The sequence below is a fragment of the Streptomyces cylindrosporus genome, from assembly GCF_022698165.1.
GTDB classification, from domain to species: Bacteria; Actinomycetota; Actinomycetes; order Streptomycetales; family Streptomycetaceae; genus Streptomyces; species Streptomyces cylindrosporus.
Window position 1 is genome coordinate 196,257 of record NZ_JALDAY010000003.1, and the last position, 24,213, is coordinate 220,469.

The 24,213-nt window shown below is 70.8% G+C and carries 19 protein-coding genes; 10 read left to right on the forward strand and 9 right to left on the reverse strand.

Going from position 1 to position 24,213, the window contains the following annotated elements; translation table 11 throughout:
• Positions 1–93 precede the first annotated feature (93 nt).
• Positions 94–624 (reverse strand): AAA family ATPase, encoded by a 531-nt coding sequence (locus MQP27_RS10350; protein WP_242764150.1) that lies wholly within the window; start codon positions 622–624, stop codon positions 94–96.
• A gap of 95 nt (positions 625–719) precedes the next feature.
• Between MQP27_RS10350 and MQP27_RS10355 the strand changes: the two genes are divergently transcribed.
• The 4 genes from MQP27_RS10355 to MQP27_RS10370 are packed head-to-tail and all read left to right on the forward strand — an operon-like array spanning position 720 to position 4,413.
• Positions 720–1,313 carry a TetR/AcrR family transcriptional regulator gene (locus tag MQP27_RS10355; RefSeq protein WP_242764152.1) on the forward strand — a complete coding sequence of 198 codons (594 nt, stop codon included), beginning with the start codon at positions 720–722 and terminating at the stop codon, positions 1,311–1,313.
• Positions 1,300–2,130: an alpha/beta fold hydrolase gene (locus MQP27_RS10360; RefSeq protein WP_242764154.1), complete on the forward strand. Its 831-nt coding sequence runs from the start codon at positions 1,300–1,302 to the stop codon at positions 2,128–2,130. The genes MQP27_RS10355 and MQP27_RS10360 overlap by 14 nt, the downstream gene beginning before the upstream one ends.
• Positions 2,131–2,180: 50 nt before the next feature.
• Positions 2,181–3,581 (forward strand): hypothetical protein, encoded by a 1,401-nt coding sequence (locus MQP27_RS10365; RefSeq protein WP_242764156.1) that lies wholly within the window; start codon positions 2,181–2,183, stop codon positions 3,579–3,581.
• A gap of 37 nt (positions 3,582–3,618) precedes the next feature.
• The gene (locus tag MQP27_RS10370; RefSeq protein ID WP_242764158.1) at positions 3,619–4,413 is read left to right on the forward strand and encodes a hypothetical protein; all 795 of its coding nucleotides are present in this window, start codon (positions 3,619–3,621) and stop codon (positions 4,411–4,413) included.
• Here MQP27_RS10370 and MQP27_RS10375 read toward each other — a convergent pair.
• The gene (locus MQP27_RS10375) at positions 4,400–4,819 is read right to left on the reverse strand and encodes an NUDIX hydrolase (RefSeq protein ID WP_242765064.1); all 420 of its coding nucleotides are present in this window, start codon (positions 4,817–4,819) and stop codon (positions 4,400–4,402) included. The two genes, MQP27_RS10370 and MQP27_RS10375, sit on opposite strands and share 14 nt — an antisense overlap.
• A 174-nt stretch (positions 4,820–4,993) precedes the next feature.
• On the opposite strand from MQP27_RS10375, the gene MQP27_RS10380 reads away from it, so the two are divergent.
• On the forward strand, positions 4,994–6,382 hold the full coding sequence (locus MQP27_RS10380; protein ID WP_242764160.1) for a hypothetical protein: 1,389 nt from the start codon (positions 4,994–4,996) through the stop codon (positions 6,380–6,382).
• Positions 6,383–6,815: 433 nt separating this feature from the next.
• Here MQP27_RS10380 and MQP27_RS10385 read toward each other — a convergent pair whose 3' ends face one another.
• On the reverse strand, positions 6,816–8,531 hold the full coding sequence (locus MQP27_RS10385) for a DUF2264 domain-containing protein (protein ID WP_242764162.1): 1,716 nt from the start codon (positions 8,529–8,531) through the stop codon (positions 6,816–6,818).
• 85 nt (positions 8,532–8,616) lie between these two features.
• Entirely contained in the window at positions 8,617–9,678 is a 1,062-nt protein-coding gene (locus MQP27_RS10390) for a rhamnogalacturonan acetylesterase (protein ID WP_242764164.1), read from the reverse strand.
• A gap of 188 nt (positions 9,679–9,866) precedes the next feature.
• Here MQP27_RS10390 and MQP27_RS10395 point away from each other — a divergent pair, with 188 nt between their 5' ends.
• Together MQP27_RS10395 and MQP27_RS10400 are read left to right on the forward strand one after the other, a co-directional pair.
• Complete coding sequence (locus tag MQP27_RS10395; protein ID WP_242764166.1) at positions 9,867–11,546, forward strand: rhamnogalacturonan lyase B N-terminal domain-containing protein; 1,680 nt, start codon at positions 9,867–9,869, stop codon at positions 11,544–11,546.
• Between the two features lie 39 nt (positions 11,547–11,585).
• On the forward strand, positions 11,586–12,659 hold the full coding sequence (locus MQP27_RS10400; RefSeq protein ID WP_242764168.1) for a pectinesterase family protein: 1,074 nt from the start codon (positions 11,586–11,588) through the stop codon (positions 12,657–12,659).
• Between the two features lie 16 nt (positions 12,660–12,675).
• On the opposite strand, the gene MQP27_RS10405 is transcribed toward MQP27_RS10400, so the two are convergent.
• The gene (locus MQP27_RS10405; RefSeq protein WP_242764170.1) at positions 12,676–14,085 is read right to left on the reverse strand and encodes an RICIN domain-containing protein; all 1,410 of its coding nucleotides are present in this window, start codon (positions 14,083–14,085) and stop codon (positions 12,676–12,678) included.
• Position 14,086: 1 nt separating this feature from the next.
• Complete coding sequence (locus MQP27_RS10410) at positions 14,087–15,178, reverse strand: glycoside hydrolase family 43 protein (RefSeq protein ID WP_242764172.1); 1,092 nt, start codon at positions 15,176–15,178, stop codon at positions 14,087–14,089.
• Between the two features lie 190 nt (positions 15,179–15,368).
• Between MQP27_RS10410 and MQP27_RS10415 the strand changes: the two genes are divergently transcribed.
• Positions 15,369–17,483, forward strand: coding sequence for an autotransporter (locus MQP27_RS10415; protein ID WP_242764174.1), 2,115 nt, complete (start codon positions 15,369–15,371; stop codon positions 17,481–17,483).
• An 8-nt stretch (positions 17,484–17,491) separates the two neighbouring features.
• Here the strand turns inward: MQP27_RS10415 and MQP27_RS10420 are convergent, their stop codons facing one another.
• Positions 17,492–18,868: an amino acid permease gene (locus tag MQP27_RS10420; protein WP_242764176.1), complete on the reverse strand. Its 1,377-nt coding sequence runs from the start codon at positions 18,866–18,868 to the stop codon at positions 17,492–17,494.
• Between the two features lie 130 nt (positions 18,869–18,998).
• Here MQP27_RS10420 and mmuM point away from each other — a divergent pair, with 130 nt between their 5' ends.
• Together mmuM and MQP27_RS10430 are read left to right on the forward strand one after the other, a co-directional pair.
• Positions 18,999–19,937 carry a homocysteine S-methyltransferase gene (mmuM, locus tag MQP27_RS10425; protein WP_242764178.1) on the forward strand — a complete coding sequence of 313 codons (939 nt, stop codon included), beginning with the start codon at positions 18,999–19,001 and terminating at the stop codon, positions 19,935–19,937.
• Positions 19,938–20,119: 182 nt separating this feature from the next.
• Positions 20,120–21,184: a LacI family DNA-binding transcriptional regulator gene (locus tag MQP27_RS10430; protein WP_242764180.1), complete on the forward strand. Its 1,065-nt coding sequence runs from the start codon at positions 20,120–20,122 to the stop codon at positions 21,182–21,184.
• Positions 21,185–21,228: 44 nt separating this feature from the next.
• On the opposite strand, the gene MQP27_RS10435 is transcribed toward MQP27_RS10430, so the two are convergent.
• Positions 21,229–22,815: a carboxylesterase/lipase family protein gene (locus MQP27_RS10435; protein ID WP_242764182.1), complete on the reverse strand. Its 1,587-nt coding sequence runs from the start codon at positions 22,813–22,815 to the stop codon at positions 21,229–21,231.
• Between the two features lie 137 nt (positions 22,816–22,952).
• Positions 22,953–24,212 carry an alginate lyase family protein gene (locus tag MQP27_RS10440; protein WP_242764184.1) on the reverse strand — a complete coding sequence of 420 codons (1,260 nt, stop codon included), beginning with the start codon at positions 24,210–24,212 and terminating at the stop codon, positions 22,953–22,955.
• Position 24,213 lies beyond the last annotated feature (1 nt).

A 24,213-nucleotide genomic window follows, 5' to 3' on the forward strand; every position in this document is an offset into this window, starting at 1 on the left:
CTCTCACAACGTATGAGAGTCAACTCTCACATCTGCACGGACGAGACGGAGAAGACGGACGAATTGGCGAGGCAGACCTCGCCAGGATCCGGCTCACTCCAAGGCAGGCAACTCCGCCAGCCCCGTCCCCCGCATGATCCGCTCGACGGTCTCGCTCAGCCCGCTGTCCGCACCGATCACGCTCTCCACCCCACCGGGCAGCAGGTCCAACGGCCGGTACCAGTCCCGCAGTTCGGCCTCCCCGAATTCCTTCGCGATGGGCTTGGTGGCGTGACGGGCGAGGGTCTCCTCGAAGGGGACGTCCAGGTAGTAGTGGTACGACGGTCCGCGGTGCTCGGCACGCAGGCGGGCGAGCATCTCTCCGTAGCGATCGGCGTACAGGACACCCTCGATCACCACGTGATAGCCGGCGTCCAGCGCGTACCGGGCGACCGTGTCGATCAGGCCGATGTTCGCCGCGCCCGGGCGGTCGCGTTCCCGCAGCACGACCCGGCGCAGATTGTCCTGCCCGACGAGAGCCAACCCTCGGCCGAACTGGTCCCGTATACCCGCCGCGACCGACGATTTCCCGGAGGCGCTGTTGCCGCGCAGGACGATCAGTCTGGTCTCTTCGCTGCCCACCATCACCCCACCAAAATATCGGTCGCCTTCGACAACCTAGGTGAGTTAGCTTTTTTCCTAGGGTTCCTAGGAAAAAAGGGAAAGCCGAGGTCGTCCTCATGGTCAGAGCCGGGCTCACGGCCGAGCGGATCACCGCTGCCGCCGCCGATCTCGCCGACGAGGTCGGCTTCGAGAACGTCACGCTGTCCGCGCTGGCCCGCCACTTCGGCGTCAAGGACGCGAGTCTGTACTCCCACATCAGGAACCTCCAGGATCTGCGGACCCGGATGGCGTTCCTGGCCGGCGGCGAGATGATCGACCGGATCGCCGCCGCGGTCGCGGGGCGGGCCGGCAAGGACGCGCTGGCCGCATTCGCGGGCGCCTACCGGGAGTTCGCCCTGAAGCGGCCGGGGCGGTACGCCGCCACCCAGATCCGTATCGACCAGTCCCTCGTCGCCACCTCCCCCGCGCTGCGCCGCACGGCCGAGATCACCTACGGCATGCTCCGCGCCTACGGCCTCGAAGAGCCCGATCTCACCGACGCCGTACGCCTGTTGCGCAGCACCTTCCACGGCTACTGCGCCCTGGAGGCGAGCGGCGGCTTCGGCGCCCCGCGCGATGTGCGGCGGTCCTGGGACAAGGCGATCGACGCCCTGCACATCACACTCCGACACTGGCCACGGGAAGGACAGCAGGACCATGACCACGACTGAACTCCATTACGACGTACGGGACGTACGGGGCGAGGGGCCCGTACTCCTCGTCGTCCCTGGTGGCGCCGGGCACCCCATGGGGCTGGACCCGATGATCGACGCCCTGACCGACCGGTTCACCGTCGTGACGTACGACCCGCTCGGCCTCGCCCACGGGCGGCTGGGCGAGCCCGTGGACGACCAGCGGGTCGAGGCGTGGAGCGACGGGGCGTGGCGCGTGCTCGAAGAGGTGCTGCCCGAGGGGGAGTCGGCCTGTGTCCTCGGCACCAGCGCCGGCGGCGTCGCCGTACTCGATCTGCTCGCCCGGTATCCGGAACGGCTGCGGCACGTCGTCGTGCACGAGCCGCCGTGCGTGGGGGTGCTGCCGGACGGGGATCGGCAGCAGGCCATGTTCCTTGAGGTGTACGACACTTATCGCGCCGCAGGTCCTCAGGCGGCGGGCGCGCGCATGGGCGCCGGGCTGGCGGAGCGGGAGCCGGTGGGGCCGCTGGACGGCCAACCCCTCACCCGGGAGGAGGAGTTGGCCAACCCCATGGCCATCTTCCTGGCCCACGTCCTGCGTCCGTTCACCTCGTACGTCCCGGATGTAGAGGCGCTGAGCGGCTCCTCCGCCCGGCTCACGCTCGCCGCGGGTGCCGACTCCCGTGGTCAACTCCTCCACCGCACCGCCGAGTTCCTCGCGGAACGCACCGGAAGCAGTTTCACGGAGCTTCCGGGCGGGCACATCGGTGCTCTCGAACATCCCGTGGCGTTCGCGCAGCGGCTCGTGGAGACGCTGGTTCCGGTCGCCGGCCCACCCGCCTCGTCGACCACTTAGACTGGAATCTTCGCGTAGGTCACGTGCCGCCCAGGGGGAGGGAGCGCGTCTTGTCTCAACAGCAGCTGGGACGCGGTCCCTTGAGAACCGGCGACGACGGCACGCCGGTGCCCGCCCGGCCGAGCGAGACCGCGCGTTTCGTCGGCTGGCTGGGGAGCCTCGGCTGCGCGGCGGCCGGATACGCCGTCTTCCAGTTCCTGTTCGGCGTGCTGCCCGACTCCCTCGGCGGGACGGCGGCCAGGTATGTGATCTCGGGCCTGAGCGGGATCGGGACGGGCGTCGCGGCCTGGCTGGCGGCGGCGCTGGTCCGCGCCCGGGCAGCGGCGGCGGCCGGGGCGCCCGCGAGCGGCACGACCACGCCCGTCGCCGTGGTGCAGCCCGCGCCCGGCCCGCTACCCCGGGTCCTGTCCGACGCGTACGACACCCTGCTCGCCGCGATGGCGGTGGTCGACGACCCCGACCGCGGCCTGCTCACCGGCTGGCCGCACGCGCTCGGCGAGAGCGCCCCGGCCCGCCCCACCTCCGTCGGCACGGCGTACGGCCTGCACATCATGCTCGACTTCGGCATGCCCGACGGCCGCGTGCGCACCGGCGACCTGGTGGACACCCTGTGGCGGCTGCGGCTGCCGACCGGGGGCTGGTCGGCCCGTTCGCAGGGCTCCGAGGCGCGGCCCGAGGTCACGGCGCTGGTGCTGGGCGCGCTGGCCCGCGCAGGGGTGCCCCGGGACCGGCTTGCCCAGGACGTGGACCGCTGCACGACCGGCTTCACGCCCCGACTCGACCTCGCCGGACGGGAGTCGACGCATGTCGTGACGACGGTGATGCGGGGCCTGCTGCGCGCCGCGCCCGATCACGACGTACTGCCGCTGCTGCGCGAGGCGTTGGTGGAGGGCGCGATCAACGACCGGGGACGGAACCGTCTGCACTGCTGGGGCTACCGCCTCGAATCGCCGCACGGGCTGCCCTCCGCGCTGCACACCGCGCAGGCGGTGGTGGCCCTCGACCGGTGTGCGCGGGTGCTGGACGAGCCGGAGCCCGAGGAGGTGCGCACCGCCCGGGAGGACGGCGTCCGCTGGCTGCTGGCCTGTCCGGCCACGCTCCACCACCGCTGCCCGGACCTGCGCAACCTGCGCGAGGAGGTGCGGCGCCCGCGCACGGACGACTCCTCCCGCCACGAGATCCTGAACGTACGGCACTTCACCGCATCCTGGCTGGTCCGCGCCCTGATGTCGCCCACCGCGCAGGCGGTCGTGGCGCAGGACGGGTCGGCCGAGGCGTGGCGGGAGCGGCTGGACGGGGCGGCGGCCGCGGTGTGGGCCGGGCAGACGGACGGTGTGTGGTCCTGGTGGAGCGCCGACAGCAATGAGCTGCGGTATCCCATGTGGATGACCTATCAAGGTCTTTCGGCGCTGCGCGCCCATGCCGTATGGATGTATCGGCCAGGGCAGTGAACGCGTGTGCCGGGAAGCGGCGTTGGAGGATGAGTGCATGGGTGGTCGGCAGGTTCTCGCGGCACGGCAGCTGCTGACCGGAAGGCTGGACGGTGCACCGCCCGAGTACGAGCTGGTCGCCGCGGCCCGCTCCGTCGTCGCCGAACTGGGCTCCCCCGACCGCCTGTTGGAGCTGATCGCCGAACTCGCCTCCGGCGAGGGCGATCCCGAGGGCTGCGCCCGGCTGTCGTACCGCCATGTCCTCGGCTTCGACAAGCTGCTGCTGATCGACGGCGGACCGCGGCACATGCTCCGCGCCCACCTGTGGCACCCCGGCGCCGCGACCATCGGCAAGGAGGACATCCACAACCACCGCTCCCCGCTGGCCTCTTACGTGGTCCGCGGGCGGCTGGGGATGGAGTTGTACGACGTCGCGGGCGGCGGTGACGGGGAGTCGTACGGCGCCTCGGGCGGCGACGCCGGGGAGTCGCACGGCGCCGCGGACGGCGACACCGGTATCACGGCGGCGCGTTACGAGGAGTCCCTGGATGCCGGTTCGGCGGACTGGCTGCTCGAACCGGCCGGTCCGGCACGGCTGCGGCTGACGCATGTCGGCCAGTACGCGGCGGGCAGCGCCTACGCGCTTCCGGCACACACCCTGCACCGCGCCTGGTGCGACACGGTCGAGCCGACGGTGACGCTGTTCCTGGAGACGGGCAGCGAACGGCGGCCGCACACCGACGTGTTCACGGCGGCGGGCCCGCATCCGGGAACGGTGGCGAAGGTGCCGCTGACGGTGGAGGAGTACCTGGGCGCGCTGAACGGCCTTGCGGAGCTGCTCAGAAGCTCGTGAAGGCCTGCTCGACGATGTCGAGGTTGTACTCGTCGATGTCGACCGTGGTCAGCTCGGAGCGCCGGAGCCAGGCGTGGGCCTGGTCGGGCCTGGGCAGGGTGATCCGGCCGCTGAGGGGCCTGACCAGGAAGTTCTCCTGCCAGTTCTTGATCTCGTGGCCGCGGTACTCGCTGAGGAAGGAAGACTCGCCGACCTTGCGGACGATCTCGCCGAGCAGCCCGGTCTCTTCCTTCAGTTCGCGCAGCGCGCCGTCCGGGGCGCTCTCGTCGCCTTCGAGCTTGCCGCAGGGAACACCCCAGACCCGGGGCAGGAACTTCTCGCTCTCACTGCGGCGGACCAGCAGCACCCGGCCCTCGCCGTCCATCACGACGGCGGCGGCCAGTCGCCGGTCGCCGGGGAAGTCCATGTCGGTGTCCATGTACGGTCCCTCGGTCGCTCGCCGGAGATGAGTCCAAAGGGTCTGATACCCACGAAAGGGTCCAGCCTACCAAGGACCTGCCGTACGGCGCTGTGACCCGCGTCGCCCCACTGCTCCTCGGGCGCCCGGCAACCTTCGCCCGACCGGCGACGACCAGGGGACATGACATCAGCAAGACGCACGACGGCTCACCGCCGGGTCCGGGCCGCCCGTAAGCCCGTCGTCGCCGGACTCGCCGCGACCGCCGCGCTCGTCGGCGCCTGGTACGCCACGGCGGGCGCCGCGACGAGCACCGCCGCGCCTCTCACGATCACGACGACCTCGGTGAGCCTGTCTGCCAAGTTCCCCTATCTGTCGACCGGTTACAACAACATGCGCGAGTGGACCCGGACGTCGACCGCGGTCGCCCCGAACGGCTCGCTGCGCGTGGCCTGGCCGGCGTCCGACGGCATCCACGTCACCCCGCTGACCGCCGCCGGGAAGCGCTCGGGCGCGGACACCGTCGTCAGGGGCGCCGAGGAGGTCGGCGGCCTGGTCGCGCACAACGACGGCTTCGCGCTGCTGACGCGGGTCGCGGACACCAACAAGTGGCACGACACCGCGGCGGCGATCATCCGCTACACCAACGGCAAGCAGACCTTCCGCACCAAGCTGACGAGCACCGCCACCCACGACACGTCCCCGGTCCTGGACGGCCAGCTCACCTGGAACGGCAGCAAGTACGGCGCGTACTTCGTCGTGCACGGCGCGGGCGGTTTCGCCGACGGGCACTACGGCGACAAGTTGTCGTACGTCAGCGCCAAGGGCGGGAAGCTGAGCGGCGGTTGGAGCTGGGGTTGCAGCCACAACGAGGGCATCGCCCTGCACGCCGAGAAGACCGGCGCCTTCGCGTCCGTGTGCTTCGACGACTGGCGCTCGGGCCTGTTCGTGTCGACGGGCATCGCCGCCCCGGACGACGCGCCGGTGGTGCAGCGCGAGCAGTGCTGGGCGGGCTACTGCGGCGGTACGTTCCCCGGCCGTACCGGCGATCTGGTCAGGTCCGCCGGCGGCCGTTACGCGACCGCGTTCGCCTCCCGCGGCGCGGCCTCGGCGAAGAAGAACCCGGACGACTCCTCCGGCCGCGGCTGGACGGTCACCCCGAGGACCGGCACCCACCAGGTGGCGGTCGCCTTCATGAAGAACCGCAACTCCGGCCCCGGCAAGGCGATTTACCTCACCTCCGCCGAGGGCACGGAGAACGTCGACGTGCACCTGGCGCCGTACGGCAAGAACCGGCTCCTGCTGTCCTGGGAGTCCCTGAAGAACGCCAAGTGCAAGGCGGGCACCTGCACCGGCGCCTTCACGGGCACGCACCTGCGGCTCATCGACTGGAACGGCAAGTTCCAGAGCGCGGACAAGGTGGTCCAGGCGCGCATCACGGGCGACGTCGCGGTGTCCGCCGACGGGACCCTGACCTGGGCGTACGTCCCGGTCACACCGTCGTACGCGACCGCGCTCAACGGGGCTTCGCCGACGTCGAAGACACTGCGGATCGCGCGCCTGACGCCGTGAGGTCAGCCCCCTGGGGGCGCCTCTCCCGATCAGGCCGGTCATGAGGCGCGGCGCTTCATGACCGAGCCGAGCGGGGTCCGGTGCGTGCCGCCACGAGGCGGAGGAGGACGTGCCATCGGCCGCTGCCACGGCGGCACCGCGATGAGGCCACCGCGCGAGCGAGAGCGAGCGCGGCGGAGCGGCGCCGACGGGGCACAGCCCACCCCCTCCTCCGCGAGCACGCACCGGCCCCGCGGCCCAGCGGCCTTGAGGCGCGGCTCAGCCCACCTGCCCGGCCATACGCCGCACGAAGTGTTCGGGGCGCCCACGGGCTCCTCGCCTTCGCCGCACGCCACGCCAACCGGGGCGGCAGCACGTACTCGACCCGCCAACTCCCCGACGACTCCGCGTACTTGTCTCTCCCCCACACCGCGATACGCAGGAGCCCACGCCCCTACTCGCCGGATCCAACCCCCAGAACCCGCACCCCGGCTCCACCACCGAAGACGACCCGCGCCTCACTCCCGTCACTCCAGCGCACCGCCAACTCCCCCACCCCGACGGCCCGTACGCCCACGAGCTCCCCCAGCGGCACGGCATCCGCCTCCCCGGTAAGCCGCGCCAGTGCCACGAACAGGGTGTCCCCGTCGCCTGTCACCCCCGTGAGCGCGTCCGACAACCCCACCACCGGCACCAACTCGGCCCGCACCACACCGCCCGCATCGCCCGCCACGGACCACCCGGTCACCCGCACCGCCGTCCCCGGCACCGCCCCGGCCACCAGATAGGCCCGCACCTCCACGGCTCCGCGCGCCAGCACCACGCTCGTCACCCGGGCGTCCCCACCGGCGGTGTGCCGCGAGGCGACCCACCCCTCCCCTGCCCCCAACGGCTCGATGCCCGCCCGGCTCGGATCACCCCCGACGATCACACTGTTGTCGTACGACGACGAGGGCCCCGTGACCGTCGAATACGCCAGCCGCGTGTAGTACGGGTCGTAACGGGCGTCCTCGCTCCCGTGGTTGTGGAGGCGTACGATCCCGTCCGAACTCGTCGAGTGCAGCAGCCAGTTGGGCGGTGCGAGGGACGTCACCGCGTCCGCGCGCTCCGTCGGGCCCGGCTCCTCCGGTGTCGTCCACACCGGGTGGTCCGGTGGCAGGAGCAGGCCCAGGAAGGCCTTGCTCGCCCAGTACGGGGACGCCGGGCCCGAATAGCCTTGCAGTACGGCCGGGTCGGGGCCGTGCCAGCCGAGGGTGAGGAGGCCCTGGGGGTTCACCGCGCCCCGGTCCAGGAAGTACTTCAGGGCGCCGGACGCCAGCCGTCGCGTCTGGCCCGGCGGCAGCGGTGTGCGGTCGGTGAGGGCGCCCAGCCACAGGGGGGCCGTCGTCGCGAAGCGGTACGTCAGGGAGCGGCCCTGGTGCATCGGGGCGCCGTCGGCGCCGAACAGGCGGGCGTAGTCCTGAAGGTGGCGGGAGAGGCGGCCGCCGTACAGGTCCAGGAGGCGGTCGTCGTCGGCCAGCCACGCGTGCAGGACCGGGTAGAGGTGCATCGCCCAGCCGTTGTAGTAGTCGAACTTCCGGCCGTCGCCGTCCGTGTACCAGCCCTCGCCGAGGTACCAGTCCTCGATCCGCTCGAGCCCGCGCTCGATCGCCTTGCGGGACGCCTCCGTCTCGTAACCGATTTCTTCGAGGAATCCGCCGACCGTGACCGGGAAGAGTTCCCAGTTGCAGGGCCAGGGCTCGGCGGTCAGCGCGTCGCCGAGCCAGGCCGCCGCCCGCTGTCGTACGCCTTCGTCCAGGCGGTCCCAGAGGAGGGGGCGGGTCAGGCGCAGGGCGAGGGCGATGGACGCCGCCTCGACCAGGGGCTGGCTGCGGTCCTCGATGCGCGGCCAGACGCCCGAGACGCCGGCCGCGAGGCCGTCGGCGTAGCGCTGGAGGGCGGTCTCGTCGCGGCGGAAGGCCGCCAGGAGGAGCGTACGGGCGTAACCCTCCAGGCCGTCCGACAGGTGGCCGGACCAGCTCTCGCGGTCGCCCGGAAAGTGGTAGAGAGCGCCTCCACGCGCCGCGTACGGCTCCACCGCGGCGAGCAGGGCGTCGGCCGCCGCCTCCCAGTGGGCCCGGGTGTAGCCGGTGTACGGGCTGAGGGCACGGTCGGCGGGCGGCAGGTGCATCGGTGCCCTTTCAGGACGTACGGCAGCGAACGGACAGTGGGCGGGACCTGGGGCGCCCCGGTTCCGGTCGAGACGCCCCAGGGGCTCAATCCGCCCGCACCTGGCTCCTGGGTACCAGATGCTGGGCGAGAAGTCCGTCGCGGACAAGACCCGCGTACACAGTCGCTCCATGGACGGAGGTGTGGGTGTTGTCCTTCTTCTCGTTGTAGAGGTAGATCGCCTTGGAGCCCTCGACCCCCAGGGACTCCACCAACGCCTTCGTCCTCGCCGTGAGGTCGATCAGCGGCACGTCCTCGGCCGCGGCGACCGAGCGGATCACCGCGGGATGGTCCACGCCGAGGCCGTTGACCAGCAGCGCGGTGTTGTTGTTCAGGGTGCCGTCGGAGTTGAACCAGCGCCGCACGATGGGGGTCACCAGCACCGGACGTCCGCCTTTCTCCCGTACACCTGCCACCAGTGTCTCCAAATTGCCGCGATACGTCGCCTCGTCGGTGGTCTTGTCATTGTGGGCGAGCTGGATCAGCACCAGGTCACCGGGGCGGATCAGCGGCTGAACGGTGGCCCAGAGCTGCGGATTCTGCAGATATGTCACCGTACTCTCTCCGGAATCCGCGTAGTTGGCCACCGACATGCCTTTGCGGAGGTACTGCGGCAGCTGCTGGCCCCAGCCGGAGTACGGGTCGCCGGGCTGGTCGCAGACGGTGGAGTCGCCGACCAGGAAGATCTGGCGGACATGCCGGGCGGCGGCCGGGGTGACACGGATGTCGGCCAGTGCGGGGGCGGAGCCGCCAAGTGCCAGGTCCAGGCCGGGAGTTCCGTCCGGGCCGGTCGGTTCGCCCTCCGGCGTGCGGACGTTCACCGTGAAGCTGCGGACGACCCGCTCACCGGCCGGGACCGATGTCTCGGGAAGCAGGGCGCGCCTGGTCTCGCCGCTGATGCTCGTGCTGGAGCCGGCCTCGCCGCCGAGCAGGACCCGCACGTCGTACGTTCCGGGCGGCACGTCGAAGTGGCAGGCAGTGGCGGTGCAGTTCTCGATGCCGAGCGGCCGCCGCCGGTCGTGGGCCTGGGCGGCGGGGGCAGCGGTCAGGCAGGTGCCGAGGACGACCGCCACGAGCGCGGCGACGCACACTGGGTTGAAACGTCTCACTCGGGGCTCCTTCGTCGTGGCGACATGGCCTGGCGGGGACCGTACAGCCATCGGCAAGCGCTTTCTAGCCTCTTGACCGGTTTCACAAGAATGCCAACTCCATGAAGGCGAAAGGCCTTTCGCGAAATCGATTCAACTGTCACTCTCACAGACACCCGCAACCCCGCCCCACCGGAGGAGGCACCCCCATGTCCGGATCCACCGGGAGACCGCTCGGACGCCGCACCTTCGTCCTCGGCGCCTCGGCCGCCGCCGGCACCGCCGCCCTCGCCGGTCCGCTGGCCGGCACCGCCTCGGCGGCAGGCTTCGGCTGGAGCGACGACGGCTCGAACTACGTCGTCGACACCGGCGCGAGCCTCGTCTTCAAGGTCAGCAAGACCAACGGCGACCTGACCTCACTGGTCTACAAGGGCACCGAGTACCAGGGCTACGGCGGCAAGAACTCGCACGTCGAATCCGGCCTGGGCACCTCGACGGTGACGATCGGTCAGTCCGGGTCGACGATCCTGATCTCGGTCACGTACGGCACGCTCAAGCACTACTACGCGGCCCGCAGCGGCGAGAACAACGTCTATCTGTGGACCAACAAGGCCGACGACTCGGTCAGCGCGACCCGCTACATCGTGCGCGTCAAGGCGGGCCTGTTCCTCAACGACGAGCCCGATTCCTACACTTACGCGCCCACCACCATCGAGGCCTCGGACGTCTTCGCGAAGTCCGACGGCCAGACCCGCTCCAAGCACTACTCGAAGAAGCGGGTCATCGACTACGACTACATCGGCTGGACCACGGGGAGCGTGGGCCTGTACGTCGTCCGCTCCAACCACGAGAAGGCCTCCGGCGGGCCCTTCTACCGCTCCCTGCTGCGCCACCAGAGCGCCGACGGCGGTGGGTTGTACGAGATCCTGTACTACGGCGAGAACCAGACGGAGTCCCAGCGCTTCGGCCTCCAGGGCCCGTACGTCATCGCCTTCACGGACGGCGGGGCGCCCTCCTCCTCGCTGTACCACGCCAACATCAGTACGTCCTGGGCGGATTCGCTCGGCATCTCGGGGTACGTCGCCGCGAGCGGGCGGGGCCGGGTCGCCGGGGTCGGCATCAGCGGGCGTGACACGGCCTACCCGTACACGGTCGGGCTCGCCAACTCGGCGGCGCAGTACTGGGGTTCGGCGCGGGCCTCGGACGGCTACTTCTCGATCCCGGGCGTGCTGCCGGGGACGTACACGCTGACCGTCTTCAAGGACGAACTCGCCGTCTACACAAGCTCGGTGACGGTCACTGCGGGCGCCACGACCACCCTCAACACCATCGCGATCCCGTCCTCGAACGACCCGAGCAACGCGAGCGCGATCTGGCGGATCGGCAACTGGACGGGCTCGCCGAGCGGGTTCAAGAACGCGGACCTGATGACGTACGCGCATCCCTCGGACGTGCGGGCCGCGTCCTGGACCGGGAACGTCGTTGTCGGCAGCGGCACCGAGACGTCCGCCTTCCCCTGCTATCTGTGGAAGGACGTCAACAGCGGCATCATCGTGTACTTCAAGCTGACCGCCGCCCAGGCCGCAGCCGCGCACACCCTGCGCATCGGCGTGACGACGGCCTACGCCAACGGCCGGCCGCAGGTCGTCGTCAACGACACCTGGACCTCCGCGGTCCCCTCGCCGCCCACCCAGCCGAGCACCCGGTCGCTGACCGTGGGCTCCTACCGGGGCAACAACTACACGTTCACCTACAGCGTGCCGGCCTCCGCCTGGCTGACGGACACCAGCGCCTACAACACGCTGAAGATCTACGTGGCGAGCGGCTCGGGGACGACCTCCTTCCTGAGCGCGGGCACGGCGGTCGACGCGATCGATCTGCTCGCCTGAGGGCGGCAACCTCCGTGCGGGGAGCGGCGACCAGAGGGCATGACTGAACCGAACGCACATCGCCGCTCCCCCTCCCGGCGCCTCGCCGTGGCCGTGGCGACGGGCAGCGCTGCCGCCCTCGGGCTGGCCGCGGTGCCGCTGGTGAGCCCGGCGCGGGCCGCCACCGTCATCACCGTCGCCAAGGACGGTTCGGGCCGGTACACCACCGTGCAGGCCGCCGTGAACGCGGCGGCGGCCGGCGACACGATCTCCGTCGGGAAGGGGACGTACGCCGAGATCGTCAACGTGCCCGTGAGCAAGACCGGGTTGACCATCCAGGGCGCCACCGGCAACGCCGAGGACGTCGTCATCTCCTATGACCGGGCGGCCGGTTACACCGACGCGAACGGCAACAAGTACGGGACACTGGGCAGTTCGGTCGCCACGTTCTCGGCGAGCGGTCTCACCGTCAGCGGGATCACCGTGCAGAACACCTTCGACAAGGCGGCGCACCCCGACATCACGGACACACAGGCCGTCGCGGTCACCGCGCAGGGCGACCGGCAGACCTTCACCAACGACCGCTTCATCAGCCGTCAGGACACGGTCCTCAACTGGTCGCCGTCCTCGACCGGGCAGTACCGGCAGTACTTCTACTCGTCCTTCGTCTCCGGGGACGTGGACTTCATCTTCGGCAACGCCACGGCCGTCTACGACCGGGTCAACATCCAGCTGCGCAACTCCGGCGCCACGGCGGGCGGTCTCAACGGCTTCCTGTCGGCGCCCAACACCAGCTCCGCCAAGACGTACGGCATCCTGATCACCGGCAGTTCGGTGACCAGCTCGGCGGCGGCCGACACGTACTACCTGGGCCGACCGTGGCATCCGACCTCGGACGCGGTCGGCCAACTGGTCATCCGGCAGACCTCGTTGCCCGCCGCCGTGAAGGTCGCCGGGCCCTGGACGGACATGAGCGGCTACTCCTGGAAGAACGCCCGTTTCTTCGAGTACCGGAACACGGGCGCGGGCGCCACCGTGAACTCCAACCGTCCGCAGCTCACCGACTCGCAGGCCGCGAACTACACGGCCCAGAAGTACCTGGCGGGCACGGACGGCTGGAACCCGGTCCGCTAGCAGGAGACGACGGCGGTCAACTGCCGCGCGTCCACTGCTGGTTGGTGCCGCCGTTGCAGGTGTACGTGATGATCGCGGCGGAGTTGGCGGTGGACGCGCCGGACACGTCCAGGCACTCGCCGGTGGCGCGGGCCTTGACCAGGACGTAGCTGCCGGAGGTGGTCAGGCTCCACTGCTGGGTGGTGGCGCCGGTGCAGTTCTCCTGGGTGACGTTGGTGTCGTTCTCCTGGAGGCAGAGCGAGCTGCCGCGGCCCATCAGCTCGTAGTAACCGGTTCCGAGGTCCTTGAACCACCACTTCTGGTTGGTGCCGCTGTTGCAGGTGTACTGGCTGATCGCGACGCCCTGCCACAGGGACTGGTTCGGCACGTCCGCGCACTTGCCGCTGTTGCGCGAGACCAGGGTGTTGTACGTGGCGCTCGTGCCGCTGATCGTGCCGGCGGCCGTGTCGACGGTGACCTCGGGGTACCAGGACATCGACATGGAGGTGGAGGTCGGGAAGGTCAGCGGCAGCCAGACATAGCGGGAGTCGTTGACCGTGCCGCCGAAGGAGTTGCCCCAGCGGTCGCCCATGTAGAGGTACGAGGTGCCCGAGGTGCCGGTGATCGGGAGGACGTACGCTGTCTGGGAGTTGTAGGCCGTGGAGTCGCCGACGTTGGTCCAGGACGTCCAGGGACCGGAGAGGCTGGTGGCGGTCGCGTACTGCTGCTGGTTGGCGCTCCAGCCGGTCGCGCCCGAGGTCAGCATGAAGTAGACGCTGCCCCGCTTGAACAGCGCCGGTGCCTCGCGGTGGCCGCCCGCCCAGGGGTTGGCGACCAGGCTGTCGATCGCGGTGTAGTCGGAGGTCAGCCGGTAGATGTGCAGGTCGTAGTTCTCGTTGGCGGCGGAGACCATGTAAGCGGTTCCGTCGGTGTCCACGTAGGTCGTGATGTCCCGGGACATGTACTGGCCGAGCGGCTGGAAGCTGCCCTGGTAGGTGTAGTTGCCGTCGACGGTGTCCGAGACGGCGACGGCCGCGCGGGCCTCGCTGTAGTCGACGCCGTTCTCCTTGTGCATCCACATCACGAACTTGCCGGTGGAAGCGTTGTAGATGACTTTCGGGCGCTCGATGTAGGCGGTGCCCAGCTCGGAGGCGGAGGACTGGGTCAGGACGTGGTTCCGGAACTCCCAGTTCTTCAGGTCGGTGGAACGGTAGGCGTCCACGTACTTGAAGGTGTTGTCGGAGTTGCGGTCCTCGCCGAACCAGTAGTAGTACGAGCCGACCTTGATGACCCCGCCGCCGTGGGCGTGCACGGCGTTGCCCGACGTGTCGGTGAACTGGGTGCCGTTGGTGACGGTGTAGGCCGCCGCCTGGGCCGGGCCCGCGGTCGCGAGGGCGCCGAACAGGCCCAGACAGAGGGCGAGCAGAACCGCGTACGCACGTCTCATCTCACGCACTCTCCTTCGCGGAGTCGGCCGTCGTGGCGGTGGCCGTGTCGGCAACGGGGACGCCGAAGTCCGGGGTGCCGTCCTGGTTCCAGCCGAGCTTCTGGACCCGGGTGTGGCGGTTGGGGTCGTTCAGGGGGTCGCCGGTGATCTCCTTGTACTGGCGGGCGTGGTAGACGAGGACGTCGCTGCGGCCGTCTTCGGCGACCGTGAAGCAGTTGTGGCCGGGGCCGTACTGTTTCGTGGTGTCGTTGCTGGTGAAGACCGGGGTCGGGGACTTGGACCAGTTCGCGGGGTCCATGAGGTCGGCGTCCGCGTCGGCGGTCAGCAGGCCCATGCAGTAGTGGTGGTCGGTGGCCGAGGCCGAGTAGGACAGGAAGAGGCGGCCGTTGCGGGCGAGGACCGCGGGGCCCTCGTTGACCTTGTAGCCGACGCACTCCCAGTCGTACTCCGGTGTGGACAGGCGGACTTGAGGGCCCGTCAGGGTCCAGGGGTTCGCCATCCTCGAGAGCCACAGGGCGGTGTTGTTGTCCATGCCGGGCTCGTGCTGGGCCCAGACGAGGTAGCGGTTGCCGCGATGGCTGAAGGTGGTGGCGTCCAGGGAGAAGGTCTCCCAGGCGGTCTTCACCTGTCCCTTCTCCACCCAAGTCCCCTCAAGAGGATTGGAGTTGGCGTTCTCCAGCACCCACATGCGGATGTCCCACACGCTCTCGGCCGGCGCGGAGGCGAAGTAGACGTACCACTTGCCGCCGATGCGATGGATCTCCGGCGCCCAGATGTGCGCGCCCATGACGCCGGTGGCGTGCTTGGTCCAGATCACCGACTCGGCTGCGGTGGCAAGGCCGCCCAGGGTGCGGGAGCGGCGCAGGACGATGCGGTCGTACTCGGGGACGGTGGCGGTGAAGTAGTAGTGGCCGTCGGCGTGCCGGTGGATGAAGGGGTCGGCGCGCTGCCGGACGAGCGGGTTCACGAACGGGGGCGCCTTCGGCGCGGCGGCCGCGGCGGCGGCTGTGGTGGGGGTGACTGCCAGGGCGCCCGCGGCCAGGGCGCCTTTCAGCAGCAGTCGTCGGTGGGGGATCTCGGGGGCGCGGCTCATGCGCACTGCCTCTCGGATGGGGGTCCTGAGAGCGATGTTCGATATTGAGAACATCTGTTGTAATTGCGAACAGCCGAAAGGTAAGGCTGGGGAACGAGGAGGTCAACGGGTCGCGCGTGAGAAAAGAAGGCGCTTTCTCCAACCTCGGATTTTCTGTTATCGGGCACTCGCCCGGCCCGTCTCCACCTGCGTGCACAGCCATAGCCACAAGACAGCAGCCGCCGCCGGAGCCCTCGCGGCGGTCGCCGCCCTGCTCGTAACCGCTTCCCCCGCGGCGGCGGCCGGCGCCCGTGACGTCACCGCGGACGTCCTCGCAGACCGGGACGTCACGCTGACCGGCGACACGGTGGTCACCGTGCCGGCCGGGACGACGACGTACGACGGTGTCTTCCGCGGCGAGGGCACGCTCACCGTGCGCGGGAGCGGGACGCTGGTCCTCACCAGGGACAGCGACTTCACGCTGCCCGGGGCGCGGCAGCGGCAGGTGGTGAGGACGCAGGGCGGCAACCACCCGTACACCACGGTCACCAACCCCGACCCGCCCGCGATCACGGTCGCGCGCGGGGCGACGCTGCAGTACGGCACGGGCGGCGGCACCGGGCTGATCGGACACTTCCCGTACGACACCCCCGGCTACCGGTTGAATCAGCTCAACGTCCGGGTCGACGGCACCCTGCGCCTCTCGCTCACCCGCACCTTCAACATCGGCACGATCAGCGGCTCGGGCCTTGTCACCCAGCCGCGCAACATGTGGGGCACCCTCGACCTGGCCGGCACGCACCCCTTCTCCAGCGTCATCGACAACGGCACCGGTATGGCGGTCGGCCGCCCCGAGTACCCGGTGGCGCTGCCGAACGCGCGCGCGATCCTCAACCAGGGCTCCTGGATCATCGACACGCCGCTGTACCAGACGATCACCCTGCGGCAGAACTTCTACCAGCGCGAGTACGGCAGCGACGTCAACGTCCATACCCGGCCGGGCAGCAAGGTCGTGCTCACCGGGCAGTACAGCTACAGCGACCGGGGCGGTGACACGAACCCCTCACTCAGCGACCCGGACCTCAACTGGCGTTCCGTACCGCACCAGTTGAACAAGCGGGGCACCAACATCGAGGGCGCGGACGTGCAGTGGGGCGACGGCACGACGCACAACATCTTCATGCCGGGCACGAAGGAAACCGTCTACATCAACCTGCACGAGGCGAGCGGCCGCCGCTCGAAACTGACCTTCGACTACGACGGTCCCGTCACCCTCGGCGCCCCCATCGGGGGCGGCCGCTACCACGACACACTGGCCGCGCCCGGCGCCGGGGACGTGGTGATCGCGGGGACGCGCGGTAACGACGTGACCTTCGCGGCGAAGCAGTACTACGACGGTTCGACGACCGTGGAGAAGGGCGCGGTGCTGCGGCTCGGGCTCGGATCGGGCGCGAGCGGCGACGGCTCGCTGATGACGGGATCGGAGCGCCGCCGGGTGGTGAACGACGGCACGCTGGTCGTGCGGAACACCTCGACAGCCGTGTCCCTGTCCCGGATCAGCGGCTCGGGGTCGCTCGTCCAGGCGGGTGCCGCCACGACGACGCTGACCGGGAGCGCGGTGTCGTACACGGGGACCACGACCGTGAAGAAGGGCACGCTGGCACTGCGTGGCGGAGCAACTCTCGTACACAGCAAGGGGATTCGGCTCACCTCGGCCGGGTCGCGGCTGGACGCGGGGACGGGCGGGCTGCGGGTGACGGGCGGGCTGAGCGGCAAGGGCACGGTGAAGGGTTCCGTGACCAACGAGGGCGTGGTCACGGGCGGGGTGCGGGTGTCCGGTGACTACGCGCAGACCGCGGACGGTGAACTGGTCCTGCGGGAACGGCCGTTGAGGGTGAGCGGGGCCGTACGGCTGGCCGGCGGCCTCGACCTCGCGGCGGCGGGGGGTGCGTCCGCCCGCGAGATCACCGTCCTCGACCACAGCGGCCGGGCACGGACGACGGGCGCGTTCGAGGGCCTCAAGGAGGGCGCCAGGGTGAAGCTCGCCGACACGGTCTACCGGATCAGCTACAAGGGCGGCGACGGAAACGACGTCGTCCTCACGGCGACGACCGCGGACAGTTCACCGGCGGCGGATCGTCCTCGTACGGCATCCGGTGCGGCCGCCGCGGCCGACCCGCGCACCGCCAACACCGCGAGCGGCGGCCTGGGTTGGTGGCCGTACGTGCTCGCGGTGGGGCTGCTGATCGGGCTGGTGGTGCCGGCCGTGACGCGGGGACGAGGTCACGGCCGACACAAAGGCGGACGGCACGCGGCGCAGGGCTGACGAGTTCGTCAGGCGGCCGTCTCCTTCTGGCGTCCCCGCAGCCAGACGTACACCGGGATCCCCGCGAACAGGAACAGCGCGCCCTGGTAGACGGCCGCGTATCCGGCGCCCGCGATCAGCCAGAAGGAGAAGGCGAAGGAGAGCGCGGCGACCGTCAGGTCGCGGGCCAGGCCGGCCGGGCGGACCCGCTCCGGGGTGCCCTGGACCAGCCAGAACAGCTGCGCCGCGGCCGACAGGAGGTAGGGGACGCAGCCGGTGAAGGTCGTGATCAGGACGAGGACGCGAAAGGTGGTGTCCGGGCCCGCCGTGTAGTTGAGGGCGATCAGAAGCGTGCCGAGGACGGCGACCGCCCACACGCCGAAGGCGGGCACGCCGCCCTTGCCGACCTTGGAAAAGGGTTTCGGGAACAGTCCGTCGCGGGCGGCGGCGTACGGCATCTGCGCGGCCATGAGGATCCAGCCGTTGAGGCAGCCGGTGATCGAGGCGACGGCGACCAGGGCGATGGCGGTGCCGCCCCAGGAGCCGCCGGTGATCGCGTTCACGGCGTCGGCGAACGGGGCGCCGGAGTTCACCAGCCGGTCGTGCGGGACCAGGCCGAAGACGGCGACCGTGCCGAGGATGTAGACCACGGCGGAGGCCAGCGTGCCGAGGACGCTCGCGCGGCCGACGGTACGCTCCGGGTCCTCCACCTCACCGGCGCTGACCGCCGCGGACTCGACGCCGAGGAAGCTGTAGAGGAGCAGGGCGGCCGCGGCGGCGACGGCACCCGGCGTGCTCTGGCCGGAGGCGTTGAAGGGGCCGAAGTTGTCGGCGTCGACGAAGAACAGGCCGATGGTGGCGACCAGCAGCAACGGCACGAACTTCAGCACGGTGGACACGAGTTGGACCGCGCCGACCCAGCGGGTGCCCGCGAAGTTCGCGGCGGCCGGCAGCCACAGCGCGGCGAGGGCGACGAGGCCTTCGAGAGCGTGGTTGCCGTGCAGGGGGATCAGGACGTCGACGTAACCGACGACCGCGACGGCGAGCGCGGCGATGCTGACCCAGCACATCGTCCAGTACGACCAGGCCGACAGGAATCCCGCGAAGGGGCCGAAGGCGTCGCGGGGGTAGACGTACAGGCCGCCGGTGACGGGACTGCGGCGGGCGAGCTTGCCGAAGAGCAGGGCGAGCAGCACGGCGGCGACCGACAGGACGACGAAGGCGACCAGGCTGACGGTCCCGTAGGGGGCGACGGCGGCGGGCAGCGCGAAGATGCCGCCGCCGATGATGTTTCCCGTCACCAGGGCGGTGGCGGCGGCGAGGCCGAAGGTGCGGCGGCGGGGAGCGGCGGCGCCGGCCAGGGCCGGCTCGGGTGCGGGGGCCTCGGTGGGGCTGGGGGCAGTCATGGTGGTTCCTGTGCGGAGGGGTGGAGAAGGGGAGGGCCGTGATCGTAACCCCGCGTCCCATATGCTGGGCGACCTGTTCATCACTTGGACACACTCGGCCGTCCGGCGCGGCTTCGATTAGCGTCATGTCATGACCAGCAACGCCTCGGGAACCGCTTCCTCCCTCGCATCGGCCCTCGCCGCCGGCACCGTCGTGCTCGACGGCGGTATGTCCAACCAGCTCGCGGCCGCCGGGCACGACCTGAGCGACGAGCTATGGTCGGCCCGGCTGCTCATGGAGTCGCCCGAGGCGATCACCGAGGCGCACCTCGCGTACTTCGAGGCGGGCGCGGACGTGGCGATCACCGCGAGCTATCAGGCCACGTTCGAGGGCTTCGCCAAGCGGGGCGTGGGCCACGATCGCGCTGCTGAACTCCTGTCGCTGAGCGTGGAGTTGGCTCGCGAGGCGGCCCGGCGGGCGCAGGCGGGTGGCGTGACGAGGCCGCTGTGGGTGGCCGCGTCGGTGGGGCCGTACGGGGCGATGCTCGCGGACGGGTCCGAGTACCGGGGGCGGTACGGGCTGAGCGTCGCCGAGCTGGAGGCTTTTCACCGGCCTCGGATCGAGGTGCTGGCCGCGGCCCGGCCCGATGTGCTGGCGCTGGAGACCGTGCCGGACGCGGACGAGGCCGCGGCGCTGTTGCGGGCGGTGCGGGGGGTGGGGGTGCCGGCCTGGCTGTCGTACAGCATCGCGGGAGATCGGACGCGGGCGGGGCAGCCGCTGGAGGAGGCGTTCGCCCTGGCCTCGGAGGTGGACGAGGTGATCGCGGTGGGGGTGAACTGCTGTGCGCCCGAGGACGTCGACGGGGCGGTCGCCGTTGCCGCGCGGGTCACTGGGAAGTCTGTGGTCGTCTATCCCAACAGTGGGGAGACGTGGGATGCGGAGGCTCGGGCTTGGCGGGGGCGGTCGTCCTTTGCCGCGGACGAGGTTGTGGGGTGGCGGGATGGTGGGGCTCGGTTGATCGGGGGGTGCTGCCGGGTGGGGCCCGGGGCGATCTCGGGGATCGCCGGGGCTTTGAGTGGCGGGGTGTGAGGGTTCGCCCTTTCGCCGTGGGGGGACTGACAGATCGCGGCTGCGGGGCTCGTTGTGGTTGCTCGCGCCCACGCGGCGGAGCCGCAAAGTGACACTGGCCCGCGCCCCTTTGGGGCGCTAATCTCGCCCGTTGGAAACCGGTTGCCGGGGTGTTTCCACTGGTGTCTGCGGGCGGGGGTTGGATGACTCGGAAGAGCGAAGTCGCTGGTCGTAGCACCATTCGGGATGTCGCGGCTCGGGCCGGGGTTTCCGCGTCGACCGTTTCCCGGGTGCTGGGTGGGGTGTATCCGGTCAGTGCCTCGACCCGTGCGCGCGTCATGCGGGCCGTGCGCGAGATGGACTACGTCGCCGATGCCCGGGCCAAGGCCGTCGCGGGGGTCGCGACGCCCGCCCTGGCCTTTGTGCTGGAGGACATCACCGGGCCCTCGTTCGCGCACATGGCCCACGGGGTGGAGCGGGAGGCCACTCGGCTCGGGCATCTGTGCCTGGTGTGCAGCACCGAGGGGGACGTCCGGCACGAGCTGGAGTTCGTCGAGATGATGCGGGCCCAGCGGGCGGCCGCCGTGATCCTCGTGGGGGGTGCCGCGGACACTCCCGAGTACCGCGAGCGGACCCGCCGTATGGCCGAGTCGCTCGCGTCGGCCGGTTCCCGGCTGGTGCTGTGCGGGCGACCGCCGCTCGGGCCCGGGGCGCCCGTCACCGTCATCGAGTACGACAACGAGGGCGGCGCCTACGCCCTGGTCGCCCACGTCCTCGCGCAGGGCCACCGGCGCGTCCTCTTCCTCGGCGGAAAGCCCGACCACACCACGGCGCAGGGGCGTGAACGCGGTTACCTCGCCGCGCACCGGGCGCGTGGTCTCGAACCCGACCCCACCCTGCTGCTGCACGGCGACTTCACCCGTGACTCCGGGCACCGTCTGACGCGTGAAGCGCTCGGCGCGGGGCTGGAGTTCACGGCCGTCGTCGCAGCCACCGACATGGTCGCGGCGGGCGCGCTGACCGCCCTGCACGAGGCCGGTCTGGACGTGCCGGGCGATGTTTCGCTGGCCGGTTACGACGACATTCCCTTCGCCCGCGACCTCCACCCCGCCCTCACCACGGTCCACGTCCCGTACGAGGAACTGGGCCGCCTCGCCGTCCGCACCGCGCTGGGGCGCACCCCGCAGACCCCGGACGAGCATCTGCTCCTGGGCACGCATGTCGTCGTACGGGACTCGGTGGCGGAGGTACAGGAGGAGGAGCAGTAGCGGGGCTTGTCGTCGCCGCGGTGAAGGAGTGGCGGGGCCCGTCCTCAATCGCGGCGGACCGATCCCGGCAGGCGCAACCGCCGTACCACGGAACGCAGTTCGGCACCGCGCGCGAGTGGGCCCGCGGGTTGGATCGACGCCGGGGTGGGCTGCGGGGGCTTGGCGGTGTCCGCGGTCCACAGGGCCAGTTCCGCGTCGCGCGGGCCGTGCGCGACGCGCGGCTCGCCCGCGTCGAAGATCCGCACGGGGTGCGTCGCGTCCCAGCGCTGCCAGCCGGGGTCGCCCTCCGTAGCGAACCGCACCCACGCCCCGTGCATCGCGTCGGCCAGTTCGTGCGGGGCGCCCTCGCCGGCGAGTTTGCGGGACTCCGGTGCGTCGCCGCTGTCGAAGACGAAGCCGAGTTCCAGGGCGTGGCAGGAGCCGAGGCCGGGGAGGCCGGAGGGCCAAGCGAACTCGTAGACGTACGAGGTGTCGGCGCGGGCGTCGGCCAGGCGGTGGAGCGGGAGGCGCAGGAGGTGGTCGGTGACCATCTGGCCGACGAGTTCGGCGGTGCCGGCCTCCGGGTGGAGGGCGCGGTAGCCGCGGGGTACCTCGGTGCCGCAGCGGCAGCGCGCCATCGCGCCGGCGACGGCGACCGGGCCGAGGCGGTCGACGCGTTCCAGGAGGCCGCCGGGCACGAGCCAGAGGCGGTACTCCTCGCTGGTCCAGCCCAGCATCAGGTCGACGCCCTTGGCCGCGTCGCCCTCGACGAGGGCCTCCAGCGGGTCGCGCGGGACGAGGTCGCCGTCGACGACGATGCCGAAGGAGGGGCCGCCGAGGACGGGGCTGCTGAGGCGGCCGACGTCGGCCTGGGTGCGCAGCAGCAGCTCGCGGTCGACTTCGGCGAAGGCCGCGGCGGTGGCGGGGATCTTCAGCCGGGTGGCCATACGGCGCACCATCCGCCGTACCTTGTCCCGCTCGAACGCCTCGGGCGGCCCGCTCTGCAGGACCGCCCGCCGTACCAGCCCCTGCGCCTGCGGGGCGGCGAGCAGGGCGCCGATGCTGATCGCCCCCGCCGACTGGCCGGCCAGGGTGACGCGGTCCGGGTCGCCGCCGAAGGCCGGGATCGACTCGCGCACCCAGCGCAGGGCGGCGAGCTGGTCGCGCAGGCCGGGGTTGGCGGGGGCGTCCGGGAAAAGGCCGTAACCCTCCACGCCCAGGCGGTAGTTGACTGATACGAGGATCACGCCGTCGCGGGCGAAGGCCGATCCGTCGTACACGGGGACGGCGCTGGACCCCCTGGTCAGGGCGCCGCCGTGGAACCACACCAGGACCGGGAGCCGGGCCGCGGGGCCGGGCTCCGGCGTCCACACGTTCAGATTGAGGCAGTCGTCGCCGGGGATGACCGGGTCGGACAGGTACTTCTCGAAGGCTTCGGAGTACGGCGGTTTCGGCGGCGTCGGCCCGAAGGCGCCGGCGTCGCGCACCCCGTCCCAGGGCTCGGGCGGCACGGGCGGCCGGAAGCGGCGGGGGCCGAAGGGGGGCGCCGCGTACGGGATGCCCCGGAACACCGCGATCCCCTGTTCGTACCGGCCGCGCACGGCTCCGTACGGCGTGCTCACCACGGGGTCCGCCTGGACTGCTGTCGTCATACGCCCACCAGCCTCCTCACCGCGCTCGTGCACCGGTAACAACAGAGCACCACAGGTCGCCCCGGTATTCCGGTGCAGAGCGCGATTCGGCCGCCGGTCGACGTAGTCGACTACTCTCAGTAACCGATTACGTGGCGTTACTTCGCGTACATCAGCGTGCCGAAGCCGAGCTGGTCGTAGCCACCGCTGGTGGAGCCGTAGTCCCCGCCGCCGCCCTCCGGGGCGACGAGGTCGTAGTACATGGCGGAGATGTACTTGTCGTCGAGGTACAGACGGCGGTTGTAGTGGAAGTGGAGCATCGCCCACACGGGCCGGACCTGGCCGCGGGAACCGGAGCTGATCACCGTCTGGGAGGACTGGGCGCAGTTCTGCCCGGTACCCCAGGTGTAGGTGGTGTACGGGACGTCCTGGCCGAGGTTGTACTTGGCGACGTACTGGGCGGCCTTCATGAAGCGGCGGTCGTCGTACGAGTACAGGTCGTCGCCCTGGTTCCAGGCCATCTCGCAGATCGCGCCCATCTGGCCCATGCCCATGACGGTGTGTCCCTGGTCGCGGCCGGACTCCTGCCACTGGCCGAGGGCGTAGCCGTCCGAGTCGGTGTAGAGGTACGGCACCGCGTGCTCGATGGAACCGTTTCCGGCGCCCGACTTGAAGTAGGTGACGGCTTGGTCGTACTTGGCGGCGTCGTCGGTGAGGATCCCGATGGCCATGATCGAGGCCATGTTGCACAGGTCCCAGTTGGCCCAGTAGTTGGTGATGCAGGCGTCGTTGTGGTTGGTCAGGAAGCTGTTGTTGAGCGGGTAGAAGACGCCCACCATCATGTCCTGGAAGGCTGCGAGGTCGAATCCGCTGTAGCCGCGCATGAGTTCGGCGGCCTGGCAGAACTCCCAGCCGTAGATGCCGGCCGCGAGGAACCGGTCGGCGTTGCCGGTGAGGGTGGTCAGGGTGGACGACCACGCGTTGAGGATCTTCACGGCGGTGTCGCCGTTGGCGGCGGTGCCGCCGACCTTCCAGCGCAGGGCGTTCTGGTAGGCGGCGGCGATGTCGTTGTAGAGGATGCCGTAGTTCTCGCCCGTGCCGCCGCGGATGACGGTGGCCTGCGGGTTGGGCGTCCAGGTGGACTGCGAGTGGGAGTTGGCGGTCAGCTTGTTCCAGCCGGAGAGCCAGGGGTCGGTGCCCGCGGCGACCCTGACCTTGGCGCGGTTGATGTCGCCGGCGTTGTGGAGCATGCCGGGGTGGGTGAAGGTCGCGGGCGCGGCGTCGGCGGTGCTGCCCGCCAGTGCCGCCGCGGACCCGCCGAGGGCGAGTGCGGCGCCGAGCCCGCCGGCGGTCCTGAGCAGACCGCGGCGGCTCAACTCGCCTGTTTCGGCGGGCTGGTGGGGGGATGTGCGGCTCATG

Excerpts from the sequence above, each read along its gene's own strand:
- MQP27_RS10350 (WP_242764150.1), bottom strand. The coding sequence starts at position 624 with ATGGTGGGCAGCGAAGAGACCAGACTGATCGTCCTGCGCGGCAACAGC.
- MQP27_RS10355 (WP_242764152.1), top strand. The coding sequence starts at position 720 with ATGGTCAGAGCCGGGCTCACGGCCGAGCGGATCACCGCTGCCGCCGCC.
- MQP27_RS10360 (WP_242764154.1), top strand. The coding sequence starts at position 1,300 with ATGACCACGACTGAACTCCATTACGACGTACGGGACGTACGGGGCGAG.
- MQP27_RS10370 (WP_242764158.1), top strand. The coding sequence starts at position 3,619 with ATGGGTGGTCGGCAGGTTCTCGCGGCACGGCAGCTGCTGACCGGAAGG.
- MQP27_RS10375 (WP_242765064.1), bottom strand. The coding sequence starts at position 4,819 with ATGGACTTCCCCGGCGACCGGCGACTGGCCGCCGCCGTCGTGATGGAC.
- MQP27_RS10380 (WP_242764160.1), top strand. The coding sequence starts at position 4,994 with ATGACATCAGCAAGACGCACGACGGCTCACCGCCGGGTCCGGGCCGCC.
- MQP27_RS10385 (WP_242764162.1), bottom strand. The coding sequence starts at position 8,531 with ATGCACCTGCCGCCCGCCGACCGTGCCCTCAGCCCGTACACCGGCTAC.
- MQP27_RS10395 (WP_242764166.1), top strand. The coding sequence starts at position 9,867 with ATGTCCGGATCCACCGGGAGACCGCTCGGACGCCGCACCTTCGTCCTC.
- MQP27_RS10400 (WP_242764168.1), top strand. The coding sequence starts at position 11,586 with ATGACTGAACCGAACGCACATCGCCGCTCCCCCTCCCGGCGCCTCGCC.
- MQP27_RS10405 (WP_242764170.1), bottom strand. The coding sequence starts at position 14,085 with ATGAGACGTGCGTACGCGGTTCTGCTCGCCCTCTGTCTGGGCCTGTTC.
- MQP27_RS10410 (WP_242764172.1), bottom strand. The coding sequence starts at position 15,178 with ATGAGCCGCGCCCCCGAGATCCCCCACCGACGACTGCTGCTGAAAGGC.
- MQP27_RS10420 (WP_242764176.1), bottom strand. The coding sequence starts at position 18,868 with ATGACTGCCCCCAGCCCCACCGAGGCCCCCGCACCCGAGCCGGCCCTG.
- mmuM (WP_242764178.1), top strand. The coding sequence starts at position 18,999 with ATGACCAGCAACGCCTCGGGAACCGCTTCCTCCCTCGCATCGGCCCTC.
- MQP27_RS10430 (WP_242764180.1), top strand. The coding sequence starts at position 20,120 with ATGACTCGGAAGAGCGAAGTCGCTGGTCGTAGCACCATTCGGGATGTC.
- MQP27_RS10435 (WP_242764182.1), bottom strand. The coding sequence starts at position 22,815 with ATGACGACAGCAGTCCAGGCGGACCCCGTGGTGAGCACGCCGTACGGA.
- MQP27_RS10440 (WP_242764184.1), bottom strand. The coding sequence starts at position 24,212 with ATGAGCCGCACATCCCCCCACCAGCCCGCCGAAACAGGCGAGTTGAGC.